Below are 15,313 nucleotides of genomic sequence, written 5' to 3' on the forward strand. Positions count from 1 at the left end.
CCGACACTTCCGGCAGACTGACCACCATGCAGATCGATCCCTGGCCGGCCCCTCGCGCGACCGCTCCGGTCGTCGGCACCGTCACGATGCCCGGAAGCAAGTCGGTGACCAACCGCGCGCTGATCCTCGCCGCGCTGGCGTCCGGGCCGTCGACGCTGCGCGCGCCGCTACGCAGCCGCGACTCGGCGCTGATGGCCGACGCGCTGCGGGCGCTCGGCGTCGAGGTGGTGGACGACGGGGCCTGGCACGTCACCCCGCACGCCTTCCGCGGCCCGGCCACCGTCGACTGCGGCCTGGCCGGAACGGTCATGCGTTTCCTCCCCCCGGCCGCGGTGCTCGCCGAGGGACCGGTGGTGCTCGACGGCGACCCGCGGGCGCGGGAACGGCCGATGGGCCGGCTGATCGATGCGCTGCGCGGCCTCGGTGCCGACATCGCCGACGACGGCCGGGCCGCGCTGCCGTTCACGGTGGCCGGCACCGGCGCGCTTCCCGGTGGCAGCGTGACGATCGACGCGTCCGCGTCCTCGCAGTTCGTCTCCGGGCTGCTGCTCTCGGGCGCGCGCTACGACAAGGGCGTGGTCGTCCACCATGACGGCAAACCGGTGCCGAGCCTCCCGCACATCGACATGACGGTCGCGATGCTCCGCGACGCCGGGGTCACGGTCGACGACAGCGAGGCGAACACCTGGCGGGTCGAGCCGGGCCCGATCGCACCGCTCGACCTCGACGTCGAACCCGATCTGTCCAACGCCGCGCCGTTCCTGGCCGCGGCGCTCGCCACCGGCGGCCGGGTGACGGTGACCGGCTGGCCGCGGCGCACCACCCAGCCCGGCGACGCGCTGCGCGACCTCTTCGCCCGGATGGGCGCCCAGGTCACGCTGGACGACGACGGGCTCACGGTCGCCGCCGGTGACCGCCTCACCGGTCTCGACGCCGACCTGCACGACGTCGGTGAGCTGACGCCGGTGCTCGCCGCGCTGGCCGCGCTGGCCGAGACCCCCTCGCGCCTGCGCGGTGTCGCCCACCTGCGCGGGCACGAGACCGACCGGCTCGCCGCGCTGGCCACCGAGCTCAACAACCTCGGCGGCGCGGTCACCGAGACCGAGGACGGTCTGGCGATCGAGCCCCGGCCGCTGCGCGGTGGGGTGTTCGGCAGCTACGAGGACCACCGGATGGCGCAGGCCGGTGTACTGATCGGACTCGCGGTCGACGGGGTGGCGGTGGAGAACGTCGCGACGACCGGCAAGACGATGCCGACGTTCACGACCGTCTGGACCGAGCTGGTGAGTTCCCGCTGAGCCCCCGGCGCGAACTCGACGAGGACGACGTCCGGGTCCGGCCGGGGCGCCGGGGCTCGCGGCCGCGTACCCGCACCCGGCCGAGCCACTCCGACGCGCAGGAGGCCATGGTCATCGGCGTCGACCGCGGCCGGTACACGTGCTGGATCGACGAGCAGGTCGTCGTGGCCATGCGGGCCAGGGAGCTGGGCCGCAAGTCCGTCGTCGTCGGTGACCGCGTCGCGCTCGTCGGAGACCTGTCCGGCGGCCCGGACGCGCTGGCCCGCATCGTCCGGATCGAGGAGCGCCGCAGCGTGCTGCGCCGCACCGCCGACGACGACGACCCGTACGAGCGGGTGATCGTCGCGAACGCCGACCAGCTGGTCATCGTGACCGCGCTGGTGGATCCCCCGCCCCGCACCGGGTTCGTCGACCGCTGCCTGGTCGCGGCGTTCGACGCCGGCGTCGAACCGCTGCTCTGCCTGACCAAAGCGGACCTGGCCGCCGACGGCGCGGCCGAGGAGTTCCGGCAGCACTGGTCGGCGCTCGACCTGCCGGTGGTCACCACCCGCCGGGACGGCGAGCCGGTCGACCTCGAGGAGCGGCTGAACGGTCGCCTGTCGGTGCTGATCGGGCACTCCGGCGTCGGCAAGTCCACGTTGGTCAACCGCCTGGTGCCGGACGCCGCGCGCGCCACCGGTGGGGTCAGCGCGGTCGGCAAGGGACGGCACACCTCCACCTCCGCGGTGGCGCTGGCGCTGCCGGCCGGCGGCTGGGTGATCGACACCCCCGGTGTCCGCTCGTTCGGGCTCGCGCACGTCTCGCCGGCGAGCCTGCTGGCCGGCTTCACGGACCTGGCCGAGGGCGCCGAGGAGTGTCCGTCCGGTTGCGAGCACCGCTCGTCCGAGGAAGGCTGCGCGCTCGACGAGTGGGTGGCCGAGGGACACGCGTCGCCGGAACGCCTCGCGTCGTACCGCCATCTACTCGCGAGTCGTGGAGATTTTGTCTCCTAATAACGTGGCGAAAAGACACTTGTAAGAACCCTGTCGACCACTGTCGGAATCGATTCGCCGCGCTATCCGACGACCGGCCGATCTGTCCCCTCCACCCGGTTCCAATGTCGCCGTGCCCCGTGCAACCGAATTCGTGGCGGCGGTACAGTGCGGGCCGCGGGGGATCGTCGCGGTCGGCCCGTGCGCGCGGAGCCACCCAGAAGTAGGGACACTAAATTGGGATTCTTCTCCCGCAAAAACCCCTTCGCGATGGCGGACGTTTCCGAACACGTCGTGGTCGCACGGTTCCACCTCGCCGCGGGTCCGAGCGGCACGGCGACGAACCTGCACAACGTCTACGCCTTGGAAGAGCAGTTGGCGTCGGCGATCGAATCCGCGGGCGCCGGTGAGTTCGAGCAGCCGCAGTTCAGCGAAGACGAGCTGGTGCTCTCCGCCTACGGCCCCGACGCCAACCGCCTGTTCGCCGCGATGGAGCCGGCCCTGCGCTCGTTCCCGGCCCGGCCGGCGTCGGTGCTGCTGCGCTACGGCGCGTACGACGACCCGAACGCGGCGGAACAGTTGGTCCGGCTCTGAGCGGTAGCCTCCAGTCCATGTCCCGCTACTCCGACGATCTGGCGTTCGCCCACGTCCTGGCCGACACCGCGGACCGGATCACCACCGCCCGCTTCAAGGCGCAGGACCTTCGGGTCTCGTCGAAACCGGACATGACTCCGGTCACCGATGCCGACACTGCCGTCGAGCAGGCGCTGCGCTCGACGCTCAGCCGGGCCCGCCCCCGCGACGGCATCATCGGTGAGGAGTTCGGCGAAGTTCCCGGCCACGGCGTCCGCCGCTGGGTGATCGACCCGATCGACGGCACCAAGAACTTCGTCCGCGGGGTACCGGTCTGGGCGACGCTCATCGCGCTCCTGGAGAACGACGAGCCGGTCGCCGGGATGGTGACGGCCCCCGCGCTGGGCCGCCGCTGGTGGGCCGCGAAGGGCTGTGGGGCCTACGCCGGGCGGCGCCCCACCGCAGGCACCCCGATCCACGTCTCGGCCGTGAGCAACCTCGCCGACGCGTCGCTCTCCTACTCGTCGCTCTCGGGCTGGGAAGAGCAGAGCGCGCTGGGGGACTTCGTCGATCTGACGCGATCGGTTTGGCGCACCCGTGCTTACGGGGACTTCTACAGCTATGTGTTGCTGGCCGAGGGCGCGGTCGACGTGGCGTGCGAACCGGAGGTCTCGCTGTGGGACCTCGCGGCGCTCGCCGCGATCGTCGCCGAGGCCGGGGGCACGTTCACCGATCTCTCCGGAAAGCCCGGACCCGCCGGAGGCAGCGCGGTAGCGACGAACGGACTGCTGCACGAATCCGTGTTGAAGATCATCGGCACCGACACGGGCCGACTTTAGCTATCTGATCAGGGAGTCGACCGCACCCATCGCCCGAAAGGCTGGTGCGGAAGCCTCCGCGAGCGACTCGTGAGGTGGGGGCTTATCCTCGCAGAGGTGTCCTTCGGATGGGTTTTCCTGGGCGCTTCGGTGGCCGCTTACGGCGTGGCGAACTTCTTGCAGTCGGTCGCCGCGGCTCGCGTCAGCGTGCACTCGAAACTCGATCCGGGCCTGCTGCTGAAACTCGCCGGCCACCGGGTCTACCTCGCCGGGCTGCTGTGCCAGCTGCTCGCGTTCGCTTTCGCCTTCTTCGCCCGGCGTGACCTGCCGCTCTTCCTCGTCCAGACCGCGGTGGCCGCCGGCCTCGGCGTCACGGTGCTGCTGGGCGTGGCCTTCCTCAAGTGGCGACATCCGGTCTCCGAGGTCGTGCTGCTCGGCACGCTCGTGTTCGGCCTCGCGGCGCTGATCATCTCGGCCGAGGTCAGCCAGTCCCGTCCGCTCAACGGCGTCGAGGTCTGCGCGCTGGCGCTCAGCGTGCCGATCGTCGGGCTGCTGGGCCGGGCCGCGGTGCCGCTGCACGGCGCCCCGGGTTCGGTCGCGCTCGGCGCCCTGTCCGGGCTGTCGTTCGGCGCGGTGGCCATCGCGTCGCGCCCACTGGCCGGCGCGCATTCGATCGGGGCCTTCGTCACCGACCCGCTGCTCTACATCCTGCTCGCGCACACCGTCGTCGGACAGCTGCTGCTCGGGCTGGCGATGCAGCGCGGCTCCACCACCGCGGCCGTCGCGTCGATGGACGCCGCCGCCGCCATCCCGCCCGCCCTGGTCGGCCTTCTGCTGCTCGGCGACCGCATCGCGCCGGGACGGGAATGGCTCGCCGCGGTCGGCTTCGTCGCCGCGCTGGGATCGGTGCTGCTGCTGACGCGCTACGCCGAGCCGCAGCACCACGTCCGCGAACGGTACGAGGAGAGAAGCCGGAAGCGGTGCGCCAAATCCAAGGCCGCCGCCACGGCGCGCGCGTCAGCCCGGTAGCTCGTACCGGAGCTGGTGGCGGTCGCCGGGCAGTACGGTCCTGGTCAGGCGCACCGGCCTGGCCACGCTCCAGCCGGTGCGGACGTGCTCGATGACCGGCACGCCGACCCCGATCTCGAGCAGCCGCGACTCCTCCGGATCGGGCATCCGGGTGAGGATCTCGTCGGCGTAGCGCACCTGCCGGTGCCCCAGCGCCGCCAGCAACGGCACGACGCTCGGCACGATCTCCCGGGGGTCGAGCACCGGCGTGTCCTCCACCAGCGACAGCGGGTAGTACGACTCGGACAGGTGCGACGGCGCGCCGTCCAGGAAGCGCACCCGGCGACGCACGACCAGCCGCTCGTCGGCCGGCACCTCGAGCCGGGTGGCCCATTCGGGCCCGGCGGCCACGATCGAGACCTCGATCTCCTGCGTCGGCGTCCGGCCGTTGCGGTGCGCCTGGTCGGCGAAGCTGTCGGGGCCGCGGAACCGGGCCGCGCCGAGATCCTCCTCGACCCGGTGCGTCAGCACGAACTGCTCACGCCGCCGGACGGTGCGGCCGGCCCGCGCGCGGCCGGCCGAGATCAGGCCCTCGTTGGCGAGCGCCAGCAACGCCATCCGGACGGTGTTGCGCGAGCAGTCGTAGGCGGCCGCGAGGTCTTTCTCGGTGGGCACCTGGGCGCCCGGCGGCAGCTCCCGCCGCTGGATGCGGGCGCGCAGATCGTTCGCGATGACCTGGTATTGCGGCTGGTCGTATTGGCTCTGGTCGGCTGCCATGGCCGCCTCCACCCTTGACCCCGAGCTCTCAACAAGGCACCATCTTTTGTAGGTACCTTAATTGTCTATCGTCGGATCGATAGTTAACCGTACCGCGACTCGAGGCGCCAGCACCACTGACTGCTCATCTCCGACCGCCCCGAACGGGGGACGCCATGATGCACGGCCGCTTCCACCCCGACCAGATCACCGCCGCCGCCCGGCTGCGGGTCATCCCGGCGAACATGACCGAACCGGTCCCTACGCGGGGGGTCGCGAAACCGCACCCCGCCGACCACCGACCCGCCGCCGAGGACGATCGCGACGCTGGATCGAACCTGTTCGACCGGCTCGAAGCCCGGCTCGCCGCCGGCCTCCGTCGGCGCCGGGGACAGCCTGACGGCTGGTACACCTGGGCGGCCTGACTCAGGCCAGCGGGCCGCTCCGGTCCCAGTCGGGCATCCGCATCTGCAGTTCCAGGTCGAGGTTGCGCACCTCGTCGCCACAGTGGCGGCACACGTAGAGGCCGTCCAACATCTCACCGCAGCTGTGGGCGATCGCCGCCGGCGGAGAGCCGGCCAGCCACCGGTCACCCCAGCTGCGCAGCGAGTCCATCACGGTCGACAGGTCCCGCCCGGCCGGCGTGAGGTGGTATTCGAACCGCGGCGGCCGCTCCGAGTAGCGCTGCCGCTCGACCACCCCGGCCGCTTCGAGACTCCGCAGCCGCGCGGCCAACCGGTCGCGCGGCGCACCGGTGTTGCGGGCGATCTCGTCGAAGCGGTGGTTGCCCCAGAAGATCTCGCGGATCGCCAGCAGGGCCCACTTCTCGCCGACGAGCGACAGAGCGGCCGCCATCGAACAGGGCCGGCCCGGAAGCGTCGTGGCGTCGAACTCCAACACGTCGTCACTCACGTCACCCAAGGTTGCCATGTCAAACCGAGGTCGGCCACCGCCACCAATCCCACCAACCCGGTCCGGACGACGGGAACCACGGTGGAGTCGGGCGATCACACGCTGTCCTGTGGCAGGCTGGCTCTCGCCCATCCACCTCCGCCGCTCGGGAGGATCCGTGCCCGAACTCCGTGACCCGTACCCCGCCCTGGCCCGCCGCGCCTGGCAGGTTCTCGAGGTCGTCCACGTGCTCAGCTATTTCGCCCCGGAGACCCGGCAGGCGACCGACGCGCTGGGACTCAAGGGTTACTGGATGGGCTACTTCGGCTGCCGAGCGGCTCCGCTCGGCGCGGTCTCGGCCGCGGCGGTGACCGCCACGTTCCACAACTTCCACCCCGGCATGGTGGAGCGCGCGGTGCCGGACGTGTGGAAGTACGCCACCCCCGAGCAGCTGATCGAGGCCAGGCTCGCCGGTGTCGACGCGTCGCTGCGCCGCCTCTTCGGCGACGAGATCGCCGCCGACCCGAACGTCGGCCGCGCCACCGACCTGGCCGTGGAGGCCGCCGCCGCGGTCCGGGGGGCCGAGGTCTCCGGTCGGCCGCTGGCCGCCGCCAACGCGGCGCTCACCGTGCCCGACGCGCCCCACCTCGCGCTCTGGCACGCGCTGACCGTGCTGCGCGAGCACCGCGGCGACGGGCACGTCTCGCTGCTGGTCACCGGCGAGATCGGGCCGGTCGAGGCACACATCCTGGCGATCGCCTCCGGCCGGTCGTCGGCCGAGTTGCTGCGCACCGCACGCAAATGGTCGGACGAGGACTGGGACGCCGGGGTGGAGAGCCTGGTCGGGCGCGGCTGGCTGCGCGAGGACTGGACGCTCACGCCGCAAGGTGTCGCGGCCCGCGAGACCCTCGAGGACGACACCGACCAGCTGGCCTCCGGGCCGTACCGCGTGCTCGGCACCGAGGCGACCGCCGAACTCACGGAGTTGCTCACACCGCTCGCCACGACGATCGTGGCAGCAGGGGTGCTTCCGTTCCCCAACCCGGTCGGCCTCCCGGCCCCCGGGACCGACTGACCGAGGAGGGGCCATGGGTCTGTTCGACAAGGCGAAGGCATTCGTCGACAAGCACGACGCGCAGGTCGACAAGGGCCTGGACAAGCTCGGCGACATCGTCGACGAGCGCACCGGCCGTAAGCACAGCGCCAACATCGACAAAGCCGTCGACGCCGCGCAGAAGCACACCGGCGAGGGCGACACCACCAGGAACCGATAGCCGCCTGATCAGCGCTTTCGAGCCGTCGACAACGGCTCGAAACGCGCTCGAGCAGGAGCGTCAGAGGTAACACGGTGCGTTTGTCGGCTTGTGGACCGGCCGATAATGGCGAACACTCGATGAGGTGATCGAGGAGACGATCGAGCTCCGGCTCGACGAGTCCGGCCTGGCAGTCGACCTTCCTGCTCCGGCGCACCCGAACGACCGTGTTGAGGGGGTGCCGTACCGTCCGGTCCAGTTCCGCGACGACGACCTCCCCACCGCGCTCGAGCGCGCAGCCGCCTGGCTCCGGGAGACCGAGACCTGGTTGGCGGAACCGGTGGACGTCATCGCCATCCATTTGGACTACGACGATGCGGAGGGCGCTCCCTACTACGAAGTCAAGTTGCTCTGCAACGAAGAGGACCTGGCCGGAGCCCCATTGGCGGTGCGTAAACGCGCCGACAAACCCTAGCCTGCTTCAGGCGCTAGACGCCGCAGTGCGTGCTACCGTTACCGCCGTTGCAGTCTTTGGTTCGCATGAAAAGAGCGCCTGGGGTTGTAATCCAGGCGCTCTTTTGTTGTTCTGGCCTCCTCTGGAACAGGGCGAGCACGACCGCGACACGGGACCCACGAAGTGTGGGTTCGACAAGGCCCGCCAGAGGGAGAACGTGCATGGCTACCGGCACCGTCAAGTGGTTCAACGCCGAAAAGGGTTACGGCTTCATCGCGCCGGACGGTGGAGGCCCCGACGTCTTCGCCCACTACTCAGCGATCCAGGTGCAGGGTTACAAGGAACTGTCTGACGGCCAGCAGGTCGAGTTCGACGTGACCCAGGGCCAGAAGGGCCCGCAGGCGGCCAACATCCGCCCGATCTGACCCTTCAGCACCCGCTGATCAGGGCGGAGGCCAGCGCTTCGGTGCCGGCCTCCGCTTTCTAGTTTTCGCGCCGTGCCGGAGGCGAAAAAATGGCCCGGACGAATGTCGTCCGGGCCATTTCCCGTGGTAGCGGGGGCAGGATTTGAACCTGCGACCTCTGGGTTATGAGCCCAGCGAGCTACCGAGCTGCTCCACCCCGCGCCGTTGCTGTCGTGCTCCTCAACCATAGCGCGGCGTTCGACGGATCTGCAAAACGGCCCACCACGCTGGCTGTTTGTCCCTGATCGTCACGGGAATCCGCACTCCATGACGAACTCTTTCCGCAAGGGTGATCGGGTGAGCTGGAAGAGCCACGGCGGCGAAGCCGTCGGCACGGTGCAGAAGAAGCTCACGAGCGACACCGAAGAAGCCGGCCGCACCGTGAGAGCCAGCAGCGACGACCCGCAGTACCTCGTCAAGAGCGACCAGAGCGGCGGCACCGCGGTCCACAAGCCCTCCGCGCTCACCCGCGTCGACAGCTGATGGGCGAACGACCCGATCAGGCCCACCAGCGCCCTCCGGGGGCGGACGACGACACCGTCGCCGCCGTCGGCAAGCTCAGCGAGGCCTTGGAGACGATCGAACAGGCACGGGGCCACCTCTACGCCCTGCACCAGTTGACCGGTCACGCCGATCTCATGCTCGACGAGGCCGCGGAGCTATTGCACGAGGGCGGGCACGGAGGACTCGCGGATCGCGTCCGGACGGAATTGATCGGACGCAACGTCATTGAGGGGCGCTGGACGTTCCAGATCGTCGAGGAGTTCGACGACGGCTATTACGCGGCGTTCCGTGGACTTGAAAGAGACGCGCGTAACGAATTGCTCGCCGGACGACGGCACGTCTTCGAATCAGAGATGAAAGAGAAACGCCGGACGCACGGGCGACGGCACCACGAAGCCCGGCCCTGAACGGCGAAGGCCCCGCCCGATGGGCGGGGCCTTCTCGATTCAGCCGGTTGGTCGTGGCGTTGGACTGGCGCTGGCCCTGGCCCTCGCCGCCTGCCAGGAATTGACCGCGTTCTGCAGATCCTGGGTGGCCTTACCGATGGCGGCCAGGTCACCGGTGCGTTGAGCGGCCTTCAGGTCGGCGTTGGCCTTTTCGACCGCGGCCGCGGCCGTGTCGACGCTGCCGCCCGGTGCCGGAGCCGTGCTCGGCGTCGGGCTCGTCGGCGCGCTGGGGCTGGCCGACGTCGACGGTGACGGTGTGGCCCCGGGTGATTGGGTGGCGCCCGGCGACGGGGTGGTACTCGGCCGATCGCCCGGCTGCTGACCCTCGGGCGCGTCCTGGGACGCCCCCTCACCGAACAGGCTGTCCAGCGCACCGCCCAACGTGGACTGGTACGCGACCTTTTCCCCGTAGAGCATCAGCACGTTCTGGAACAGCGGGATCGAATCCTGCCCGCTGGCTCTCTGGTAGATCGGTTCGACGTAGAGCAATCCTCCAGCGACCGGCAACGTCAGCAGGTTGCCGTACACCACTTCGGAGTCGCCCAGATCCAGCACGTTCAGGTTGTTCCGGACCGTGTCCTCGCTACGCATCTTGTTCTGCGCTTGCGTTGGACCGGAGATCTGCGAATCACCCGGTAGCTCCAGCATCTGGATCACCGGTTTGTAGTTGTCGTCGTAGTGCGCGCTGATCAACGCGGTCAGGTTGTTCCGCCGGTTGGCGACCATCGGCGTGGTGATCTGGAACGTGGGCTTCGCCTGATCCGGCCACTGCGCGACGACGTAGAACGGCGGCTGCTTGCCACCGCGGCCCGGCGTCGGGTCGTCCGGCACCTGCCAGAAGTCCTGGCCGTTGAAGTAGTCACCCGCGGTGCTGACGTGGTACTTCGCCAGCAGCGACCGCTGGACCTTGAACTGGTCCTCCGGGTACCGGAAGTGCTCGGCGAGCTCCGGCGGGATGTCCTTCTTCGGCTTCACGATGCCGTCGAAGGCCTTGTTCCAGGCCTTCAGCACCGGGTCGGTGTCGTCGAACTGGTAGAGCGTGACCGTGCCGTCGTACGCGTCGACGGTGGCCTTCACCGAGTTCCGGATGTAGTTGATCTGGTCGTTCTGCTGCGCGACCGTGCCCGCGCCCGTCCGCGAGTCGACGGCGGTGGCGCCGAGCGTCTCGCGCTGCGAGTACGGGTAGAAGTTGCTGGTCGTGTAGCCGTCGATGATCCACTGGATGCGACCGTCGACAACGGCCGGGTACGGGTCGCCGTCCAGCGTCAGGAAGGGGGCGACCTTCTCCACCCGCTCGCGCGGGTTGCGGACGTACATGACCTTCGAGTTGTCGTTGAGCGCGCTGGAGAGCAGGAAGTTGCGCTCGCGGAAGTACAGCGCGAACAGCGCCTTGCGGGTCAACGAGTCGACCGCCACGCCACCCTTGCCGTCGTAGGTGGAGCTGACCTGCTCGCTCTCGTCGCCACCGGACGTGGTGGGACGGTCGAACTCGCGGTCCTCGCCACCGGGTGCCTTGCCCACGACCGCGTAGTCGCTGGCCAGTTCGCCGTAGTAGATCCGCGGCTGGCGCACCGGGTTGTCGCGGTTGAACGCGGTCCGCAGCTTCGCGCCCTGCTGGTCGGACTGCTCCGCGTCGGCGGTGGGCGCCTCGCCGAGCGAACCCGAGACGAAGTACGGCTGCCCGGCGTCGGTGACCTGGTTCGCCGGCGCGGCGACGAAGCCGTTGCCGTGCGTGTAGTTCAGATGCAGGTTGATCCAGTTCTGCTGCTGTTCGTCCAGCCGGCTCGTGTCCATCTCGCGCAGCGCGACGATGTAGTCCTGCAGCTGACCGTCGACGGTGTACTGGTCGATGTCGAGGCTGGAGTTGAACCGGTAGAACGACCGGACCTGCTGGAGCTGCGTGAACGTGTCCGACAGCACGTTCGGGTCGAGCAACCGCGCGTTGGGCACGGTGCCCGATTCCTGGGCGACCTGTTGCGCCGACGCCGTGGTGTTCGGGGTGTAGTTCTGCCGGTCGATGTCGTCGATGTTGTAGGCATCCCGGGTGGCCGCGATGCTGCGCTCGATGTAGTCGGCCTCACGCTCGGCCGCGTTCGGCTTGATCGTGAACTGCTCGGCCAGCGCCGGCACCGCACCACCGATGACGATGGCCGAGATGCCGAGCAGGATCAGCGCCATCGCCGGTGGCAGCACCCGCCGGAAGCCGAGGTTGGCGAAGAACACCAACGCGCACAACGCGGCGATCCACAACAGGATGTTCTTCGCCGGTAGCAAGAACTCGATGTCGGCGGCCGAGGCTCCGTGTGTCTTCGTCGCGTCGTTGTAGCCGAACAGCATCCCGAAGCGGTCGAAGTAGTACGCGACCGCCTTCAGCGCGACGAACAGGCCGAGCAGGACGGACAGGTGCCCGATGACCGCGGTGCCCAGGCGACCGCCCGAGCCGGCCTGCAGGCGGATGCCGCCGAACAGGTAGTGGACGACGAGCGCGCCGATCACCGAGAGCACGATCGCGGTGAACGCGACGCTCAGCACGTACCGCCAGAACGGGTACTCGAACACGTAGAACGAGATGTCCCGGCCGAACTGCTCGTCGTTCTGGCCGAACGGCGTGGAGTTGACGAACAGCAGCCAGGTGTCCCACTGGCCCTGGGCCGACAAGCCGGTGATCACGCCGACGACCGCACCGGCGGCCAGCGTGAGCAGGCCGAAGCGCGGCGCGATGGCCATCCGGTACCGCTCGAGGTTCTGCTGCTCGAGCGACATCGGCGCGAAGATCGGACGCAACCGGTACGCGACGTAGAGGTTGACGGCGACGATCGCGCCGGTGATGACGCCGAACAGGACGAACAACAACAGCTTGGTTTGCAGCTGCGTCGTCAGAACGCGGGTGAGGCCGATCTCGTCGTACCAGAGCCAGTCGGCGTAGAGGCTGCTCCCTGCGGTGAGCACGAACAGCAGCACGACGGCGGATACGAGAACGATGACGACCCGCCGGGCGCGTCGGCTCACCGACGGCAGCGGCGAACGCATGACCACGGGCATCTCCCGGTGTGGATTGCGGCAAAGCGTGGAGGTAAACCTACCTTGCATCTACCAGGCCGCAGGCTGCGCACCACGCCTGTCACAGCTCCGTGCCAGCATTGGGCCCATGACCGACGTCCACTCCGGCGTGAACGGGGTATCACTCCCCGACCCCCTGCACGCCGTCGTCCTCGAGCTCGAACGACACGCTGACGCGGGTGGCTGGGACCAGCCACCCGCGCTCTACGCCCTCGTCGACACCGCCGAGTTGCTCGCCGCCGAACCCGGCCTGGCCGACCAGGTCGGGATCTCCGCGGAGGATCTCGAACCCGGGTCGATCACGCCGGTCGAACAGGAGTCGATCGGCGACGCGCCGCTCGACGAGACGCTGGCCCGGATCGCCTGGCCCGACTCGGTGCTGGGCTGCGCGCTGGTGCAGGAGGTGCTGGTGCTCCCACCGGACGCCGAGGACTCCCGGCCGGACGACGCCGACCCGGTGGAGTGGGCGGCCGGCCACGCCGACCGGCGCGAGGTGCGCATGGTCGCCGGTGTACTGCGCGACGGCACGAGCGCGTGCGCGTTGCGGATGCGCCCGCAGGACGCCACCGAGGCCACCGAGGTCGTCTACGGGGCCGACCTGGCCCCGAACCTGGTGGTTGCGCTCCGAGCGACCCTCGACTAACAGCCGCGCGGCGGGCGGCCGGCGCGGATCTCGGTGAGCGCGGTGAGGGCCTCGTCCAGCGTCTGCACGCGCGCGAGCTCCAGGCCGTCGGGAGTCGCGCCGGCCGCCTCCAGACAGTTGTCCGCAGGCACCAGGAAGGTGGTCGCACCGGCGCGCCGGGCGGCCACCATCTTCTGCGCGATGCCGCCGATCGCGCCGACGTTGCCGTCGTCGTCGATCTCACCGGTGCCGGCGATGAACTTGCCGCCGGTGAGGTCCTCCGGCTTGACCTTGTCGATGACGGCCAGCGCGAACATCAGCCCCGCCGACGGGCCGCCGATCTTGTCGAGGTCGAACGAGACCTGGAACGGGTGCGGCTGCTCGTCCTTGGTCTCGATCTTCAGCAGCGGACGCGCGTCGTCGTCACTGCGCGCCAACGTGACCGACGCCGTGCCGGTGGTCGTCCCCCGCCGGTAGCCGATCTTGACCGTCTGCGCCGGCTGCTTGGTGGCCAGCAGCGCGCGCAGCTTCGCGCCGCTGGTCACCGCGGTGTCGTCGACCGAGGTGAGGACGTCGCCGACCGCCAGCTTGCCGGTGGACGGCGAGCCGGGCGCGACCTTGGAGACCGTGACCTTCACCGGATAGCCGAGCTCACGCAACGCAGCGGTCTCGGCTGAGGTCTGCGAGTCCTTGAACGCCTGGGCGTTCTCCTGGTTGACCTGCTGCCGGGACTCCCCCGGGGGGTACACGACCTCGCGCGGCACCACCGCCACCGTGCCGTCGAGCCAGCCCACCAGCGCGTTACCGAGGTTCAGGTCGGGGCTCACCGACACCGTGGTGAGGTTCAGGTGGCCGGCGGACCTGCTGGTGGGCGTCCCGGTGATCGTCACGATCTCGTGGCCGTCGCGGCTACCGAGCGTGTTGACCGTCGGGCCGGGGCCGAGCGCCACGTAGGGCACCGGCAGCAGCGCCATGCCGAGCGAGAGCAGCAACGCGAGGATGGCGCCAACGAACACCGTCAAGCCGCGCCGCAACATCATGGCCGTCAGCGTATCCGCCAAGGTCTCACCGTCGGGACCGACGGTTACGACGGGCTCTGCGCACCAGAGCGGCGGTGCCGACGAGCGCGACCGAGACGCCGGCCGCGGCGCCACCGGCCACCGCGGCACCCTTCACGCTGATCCGCAGCGGCAGCAGCGGCCGCCCCTGCGCCCAGCTGCTCAGCGCCTCCTCGTTGGTGTACGCCGGCTCCCAGCCGGCGGCGCGCAGCTTCCCGGCGTCGACCGCCCACGGGTGCATCAGGTAGTCCAGCTGCGTCGCCGGGTCGCCGCTGATGCCCTGCGCGTGCAGGCGGGTCGCGGTGCCGACCGCGGCGTCGGCGGGGAGCTCGACCCGGCGGCGGCCGAGGATCCGCTCGACCTCGGACTGCTCGATCCAGCCCTCGGAGCCGACGTTGAGCGGGCCGGTGAGGCGGGCGAGGACGGTGGTGAGCACCGCACCGGCCAGGTCCTCGGTGTGGCAGAACTGCCAGATCGGCTTGGTGCCCCGCACCACCAGCAGACGCGGCCCGTCGAGCGCGCCGCCGGCCGGGCGGTCGATGCCCCGTCCGACGATCACCGCCGGGCGCAGCAACGCGGTCTCCACCTGCGGATACATCCGGGCGGCCCGGGCGGCGAACTCTTCGACCGAGAGCAGGTCGTCGAGCGCGCTGCCGTCCGGGCGGGCCCGCACGGGCGAGGAGTCCGGCAGCGGCACCGGGTTGTCGGCGAACGCGCCGTAGACCCGCGCCGAGGACAGCAGGACGACGTGCCGGACGCCGGTGGCCGCCGCGGCGGTCAGCGCGACCGAGGCGCCGGTGACCGTGCGCCGACGCTGCTCGGCGCGGTCGAGGGCCGGATCGTCGGCGACCGCGAGATGCACGAGCGTGTCGACCCGGTGCAGGGCGGAGGCGAGCGTGGGGTCGGTCGGGTCGGCTTTCCGCCACCGGACGTTGGGCACGCCCGGCTTTTTCGCGTCGAGCGCAATCACCTGACGAATTCCCTCAGCGTTGGCCAAACTACGACAGATTGCCTGGCCGATGGGAGACGCGGCACCCGTGACCGCCACGGTGAGGCCCGCCGAGGGGGCCGCGGCGGCACGCGCGGCACGAAGCGGGCGGGTCATCGCGGGCCTACCAGGGATACGGTTGACAGCAT

General features: G+C 70.2%; 18 protein-coding genes and 1 tRNA gene. 13 read left to right on the forward strand and 6 right to left on the reverse strand.

All coding sequences use genetic code 11. The annotated features are described in order from the left end of the window. The first annotated feature begins 26 nt into the window (after positions 1-26). From aroA to CRYAR_RS34990, 5 genes are all read left to right on the forward strand, one after another. Positions 27-1,298 (forward strand): 3-phosphoshikimate 1-carboxyvinyltransferase, encoded by a 1,272-nt coding sequence (aroA, locus tag CRYAR_RS34970; protein ID WP_035857463.1) that lies wholly within the window; start codon positions 27-29, stop codon positions 1,296-1,298. A 107-nt stretch (positions 1,299-1,405) separates the two neighbouring features. Then, positions 1,406-2,290: a ribosome small subunit-dependent GTPase A gene (rsgA, locus tag CRYAR_RS34975; RefSeq protein WP_169745128.1), complete on the forward strand. Its 885-nt coding sequence runs from the start codon at positions 1,406-1,408 to the stop codon at positions 2,288-2,290. Between the two features lie 249 nt (positions 2,291-2,539). Further along, positions 2,540-2,863, forward strand: a complete 324-nt coding sequence (locus tag CRYAR_RS34980) for a hypothetical protein (RefSeq protein WP_051571345.1) — start codon at positions 2,540-2,542, stop codon at positions 2,861-2,863. Positions 2,864-2,880: 17 nt separating this feature from the next. Beyond that, on the forward strand, positions 2,881-3,681 hold the full coding sequence (gene hisN / locus CRYAR_RS34985; RefSeq protein ID WP_035857465.1) for a histidinol-phosphatase: 801 nt from the start codon (positions 2,881-2,883) through the stop codon (positions 3,679-3,681). A gap of 96 nt (positions 3,682-3,777) precedes the next feature. Continuing rightward, the gene (locus CRYAR_RS34990) at positions 3,778-4,689 is read left to right on the forward strand and encodes a hypothetical protein (RefSeq protein ID WP_211247788.1); all 912 of its coding nucleotides are present in this window, start codon (positions 3,778-3,780) and stop codon (positions 4,687-4,689) included. Here the strand turns inward: CRYAR_RS34990 and CRYAR_RS46320 are convergent. Beyond that, a complete protein-coding gene (locus CRYAR_RS46320; protein WP_157018294.1) occupies positions 4,678-5,445 on the reverse strand; it encodes a GntR family transcriptional regulator in 768 nt (255 codons plus the stop codon). The two genes, CRYAR_RS34990 and CRYAR_RS46320, sit on opposite strands and share 12 nt — an antisense overlap. A 155-nt stretch (positions 5,446-5,600) precedes the next feature. Here CRYAR_RS46320 and CRYAR_RS35000 point away from each other — a divergent pair, with 155 nt between their 5' ends. Then, positions 5,601-5,849 (forward strand): hypothetical protein, encoded by a 249-nt coding sequence (locus tag CRYAR_RS35000; protein ID WP_035857467.1) that lies wholly within the window; start codon positions 5,601-5,603, stop codon positions 5,847-5,849. A 1-nt stretch (position 5,850) separates the two neighbouring features. On the opposite strand, the gene CRYAR_RS35005 is transcribed toward CRYAR_RS35000, so the two are convergent. Continuing rightward, positions 5,851-6,336 (reverse strand): winged helix-turn-helix transcriptional regulator, encoded by a 486-nt coding sequence (locus CRYAR_RS35005; RefSeq protein ID WP_211247789.1) that lies wholly within the window; start codon positions 6,334-6,336, stop codon positions 5,851-5,853. Between the two features lie 157 nt (positions 6,337-6,493). Between CRYAR_RS35005 and CRYAR_RS35010 the strand changes: the two genes are divergently transcribed. The 4 genes from CRYAR_RS35010 (at position 6,494) to CRYAR_RS35025 (ending at position 8,447) form a co-directional block, all read left to right on the forward strand. Continuing rightward, on the forward strand, positions 6,494-7,390 hold the full coding sequence (locus CRYAR_RS35010) for an SCO6745 family protein (RefSeq protein ID WP_211247790.1): 897 nt from the start codon (positions 6,494-6,496) through the stop codon (positions 7,388-7,390). A gap of 13 nt (positions 7,391-7,403) precedes the next feature. Next, the gene (locus CRYAR_RS35015) at positions 7,404-7,589 is read left to right on the forward strand and encodes an antitoxin (protein ID WP_035857468.1); all 186 of its coding nucleotides are present in this window, start codon (positions 7,404-7,406) and stop codon (positions 7,587-7,589) included. 124 nt (positions 7,590-7,713) lie between these two features. After that, positions 7,714-8,043 carry a hypothetical protein gene (locus tag CRYAR_RS35020; protein ID WP_035857469.1) on the forward strand — a complete coding sequence of 110 codons (330 nt, stop codon included), beginning with the start codon at positions 7,714-7,716 and terminating at the stop codon, positions 8,041-8,043. A 200-nt stretch (positions 8,044-8,243) separates the two neighbouring features. Next, a complete protein-coding gene (locus CRYAR_RS35025) occupies positions 8,244-8,447 on the forward strand; it encodes a cold-shock protein (RefSeq protein WP_035857471.1) in 204 nt (67 codons plus the stop codon). A 124-nt stretch (positions 8,448-8,571) separates the two neighbouring features. On the opposite strand, the gene CRYAR_RS35030 is transcribed toward CRYAR_RS35025, so the two are convergent. Then, positions 8,572-8,648, reverse strand: a tRNA-Met gene (locus tag CRYAR_RS35030). A gap of 105 nt (positions 8,649-8,753) precedes the next feature. Here CRYAR_RS35030 and CRYAR_RS35035 point away from each other — a divergent pair. Beyond that, the gene (locus CRYAR_RS35035; RefSeq protein WP_035857472.1) at positions 8,754-8,969 is read left to right on the forward strand and encodes an HVA1 family protein; all 216 of its coding nucleotides are present in this window, start codon (positions 8,754-8,756) and stop codon (positions 8,967-8,969) included. Further along, positions 8,969-9,397, forward strand: coding sequence for a hypothetical protein (locus CRYAR_RS35040; RefSeq protein WP_035857473.1), 429 nt, complete (start codon positions 8,969-8,971; stop codon positions 9,395-9,397). Before CRYAR_RS35035 ends, CRYAR_RS35040 begins: the two co-directional genes overlap by 1 nt. A 39-nt stretch (positions 9,398-9,436) precedes the next feature. On the opposite strand, the gene CRYAR_RS35045 is transcribed toward CRYAR_RS35040, so the two are convergent. After that, positions 9,437-12,466: a UPF0182 family membrane protein gene (locus CRYAR_RS35045; protein ID WP_245620739.1), complete on the reverse strand. Its 3,030-nt coding sequence runs from the start codon at positions 12,464-12,466 to the stop codon at positions 9,437-9,439. A 118-nt stretch (positions 12,467-12,584) separates the two neighbouring features. Here CRYAR_RS35045 and CRYAR_RS35050 point away from each other — a divergent pair, with 118 nt between their 5' ends. After that, a complete protein-coding gene (locus CRYAR_RS35050; RefSeq protein ID WP_035857474.1) occupies positions 12,585-13,139 on the forward strand; it encodes a PPA1309 family protein in 555 nt (184 codons plus the stop codon). Here CRYAR_RS35050 and CRYAR_RS35055 read toward each other — a convergent pair. Both CRYAR_RS35055 and CRYAR_RS35060 read right to left on the reverse strand, forming a co-directional pair. Further along, positions 13,136-14,155, reverse strand: coding sequence for a PDZ domain-containing protein (locus CRYAR_RS35055; protein WP_169745183.1), 1,020 nt, complete (start codon positions 14,153-14,155; stop codon positions 13,136-13,138). The two genes, CRYAR_RS35050 and CRYAR_RS35055, sit on opposite strands and share 4 nt — an antisense overlap. A gap of 28 nt (positions 14,156-14,183) precedes the next feature. Continuing rightward, positions 14,184-15,281, reverse strand: a complete 1,098-nt coding sequence (locus tag CRYAR_RS35060; protein ID WP_035857475.1) for an NAD-dependent epimerase/dehydratase family protein — start codon at positions 15,279-15,281, stop codon at positions 14,184-14,186. Positions 15,282-15,313: the final 32 nt, after the last annotated feature.

It is taken from the genome of Cryptosporangium arvum DSM 44712, assembly GCF_000585375.1.
Lineage (GTDB): Bacteria > Actinomycetota > Actinomycetes > Mycobacteriales > Cryptosporangiaceae > Cryptosporangium > Cryptosporangium arvum.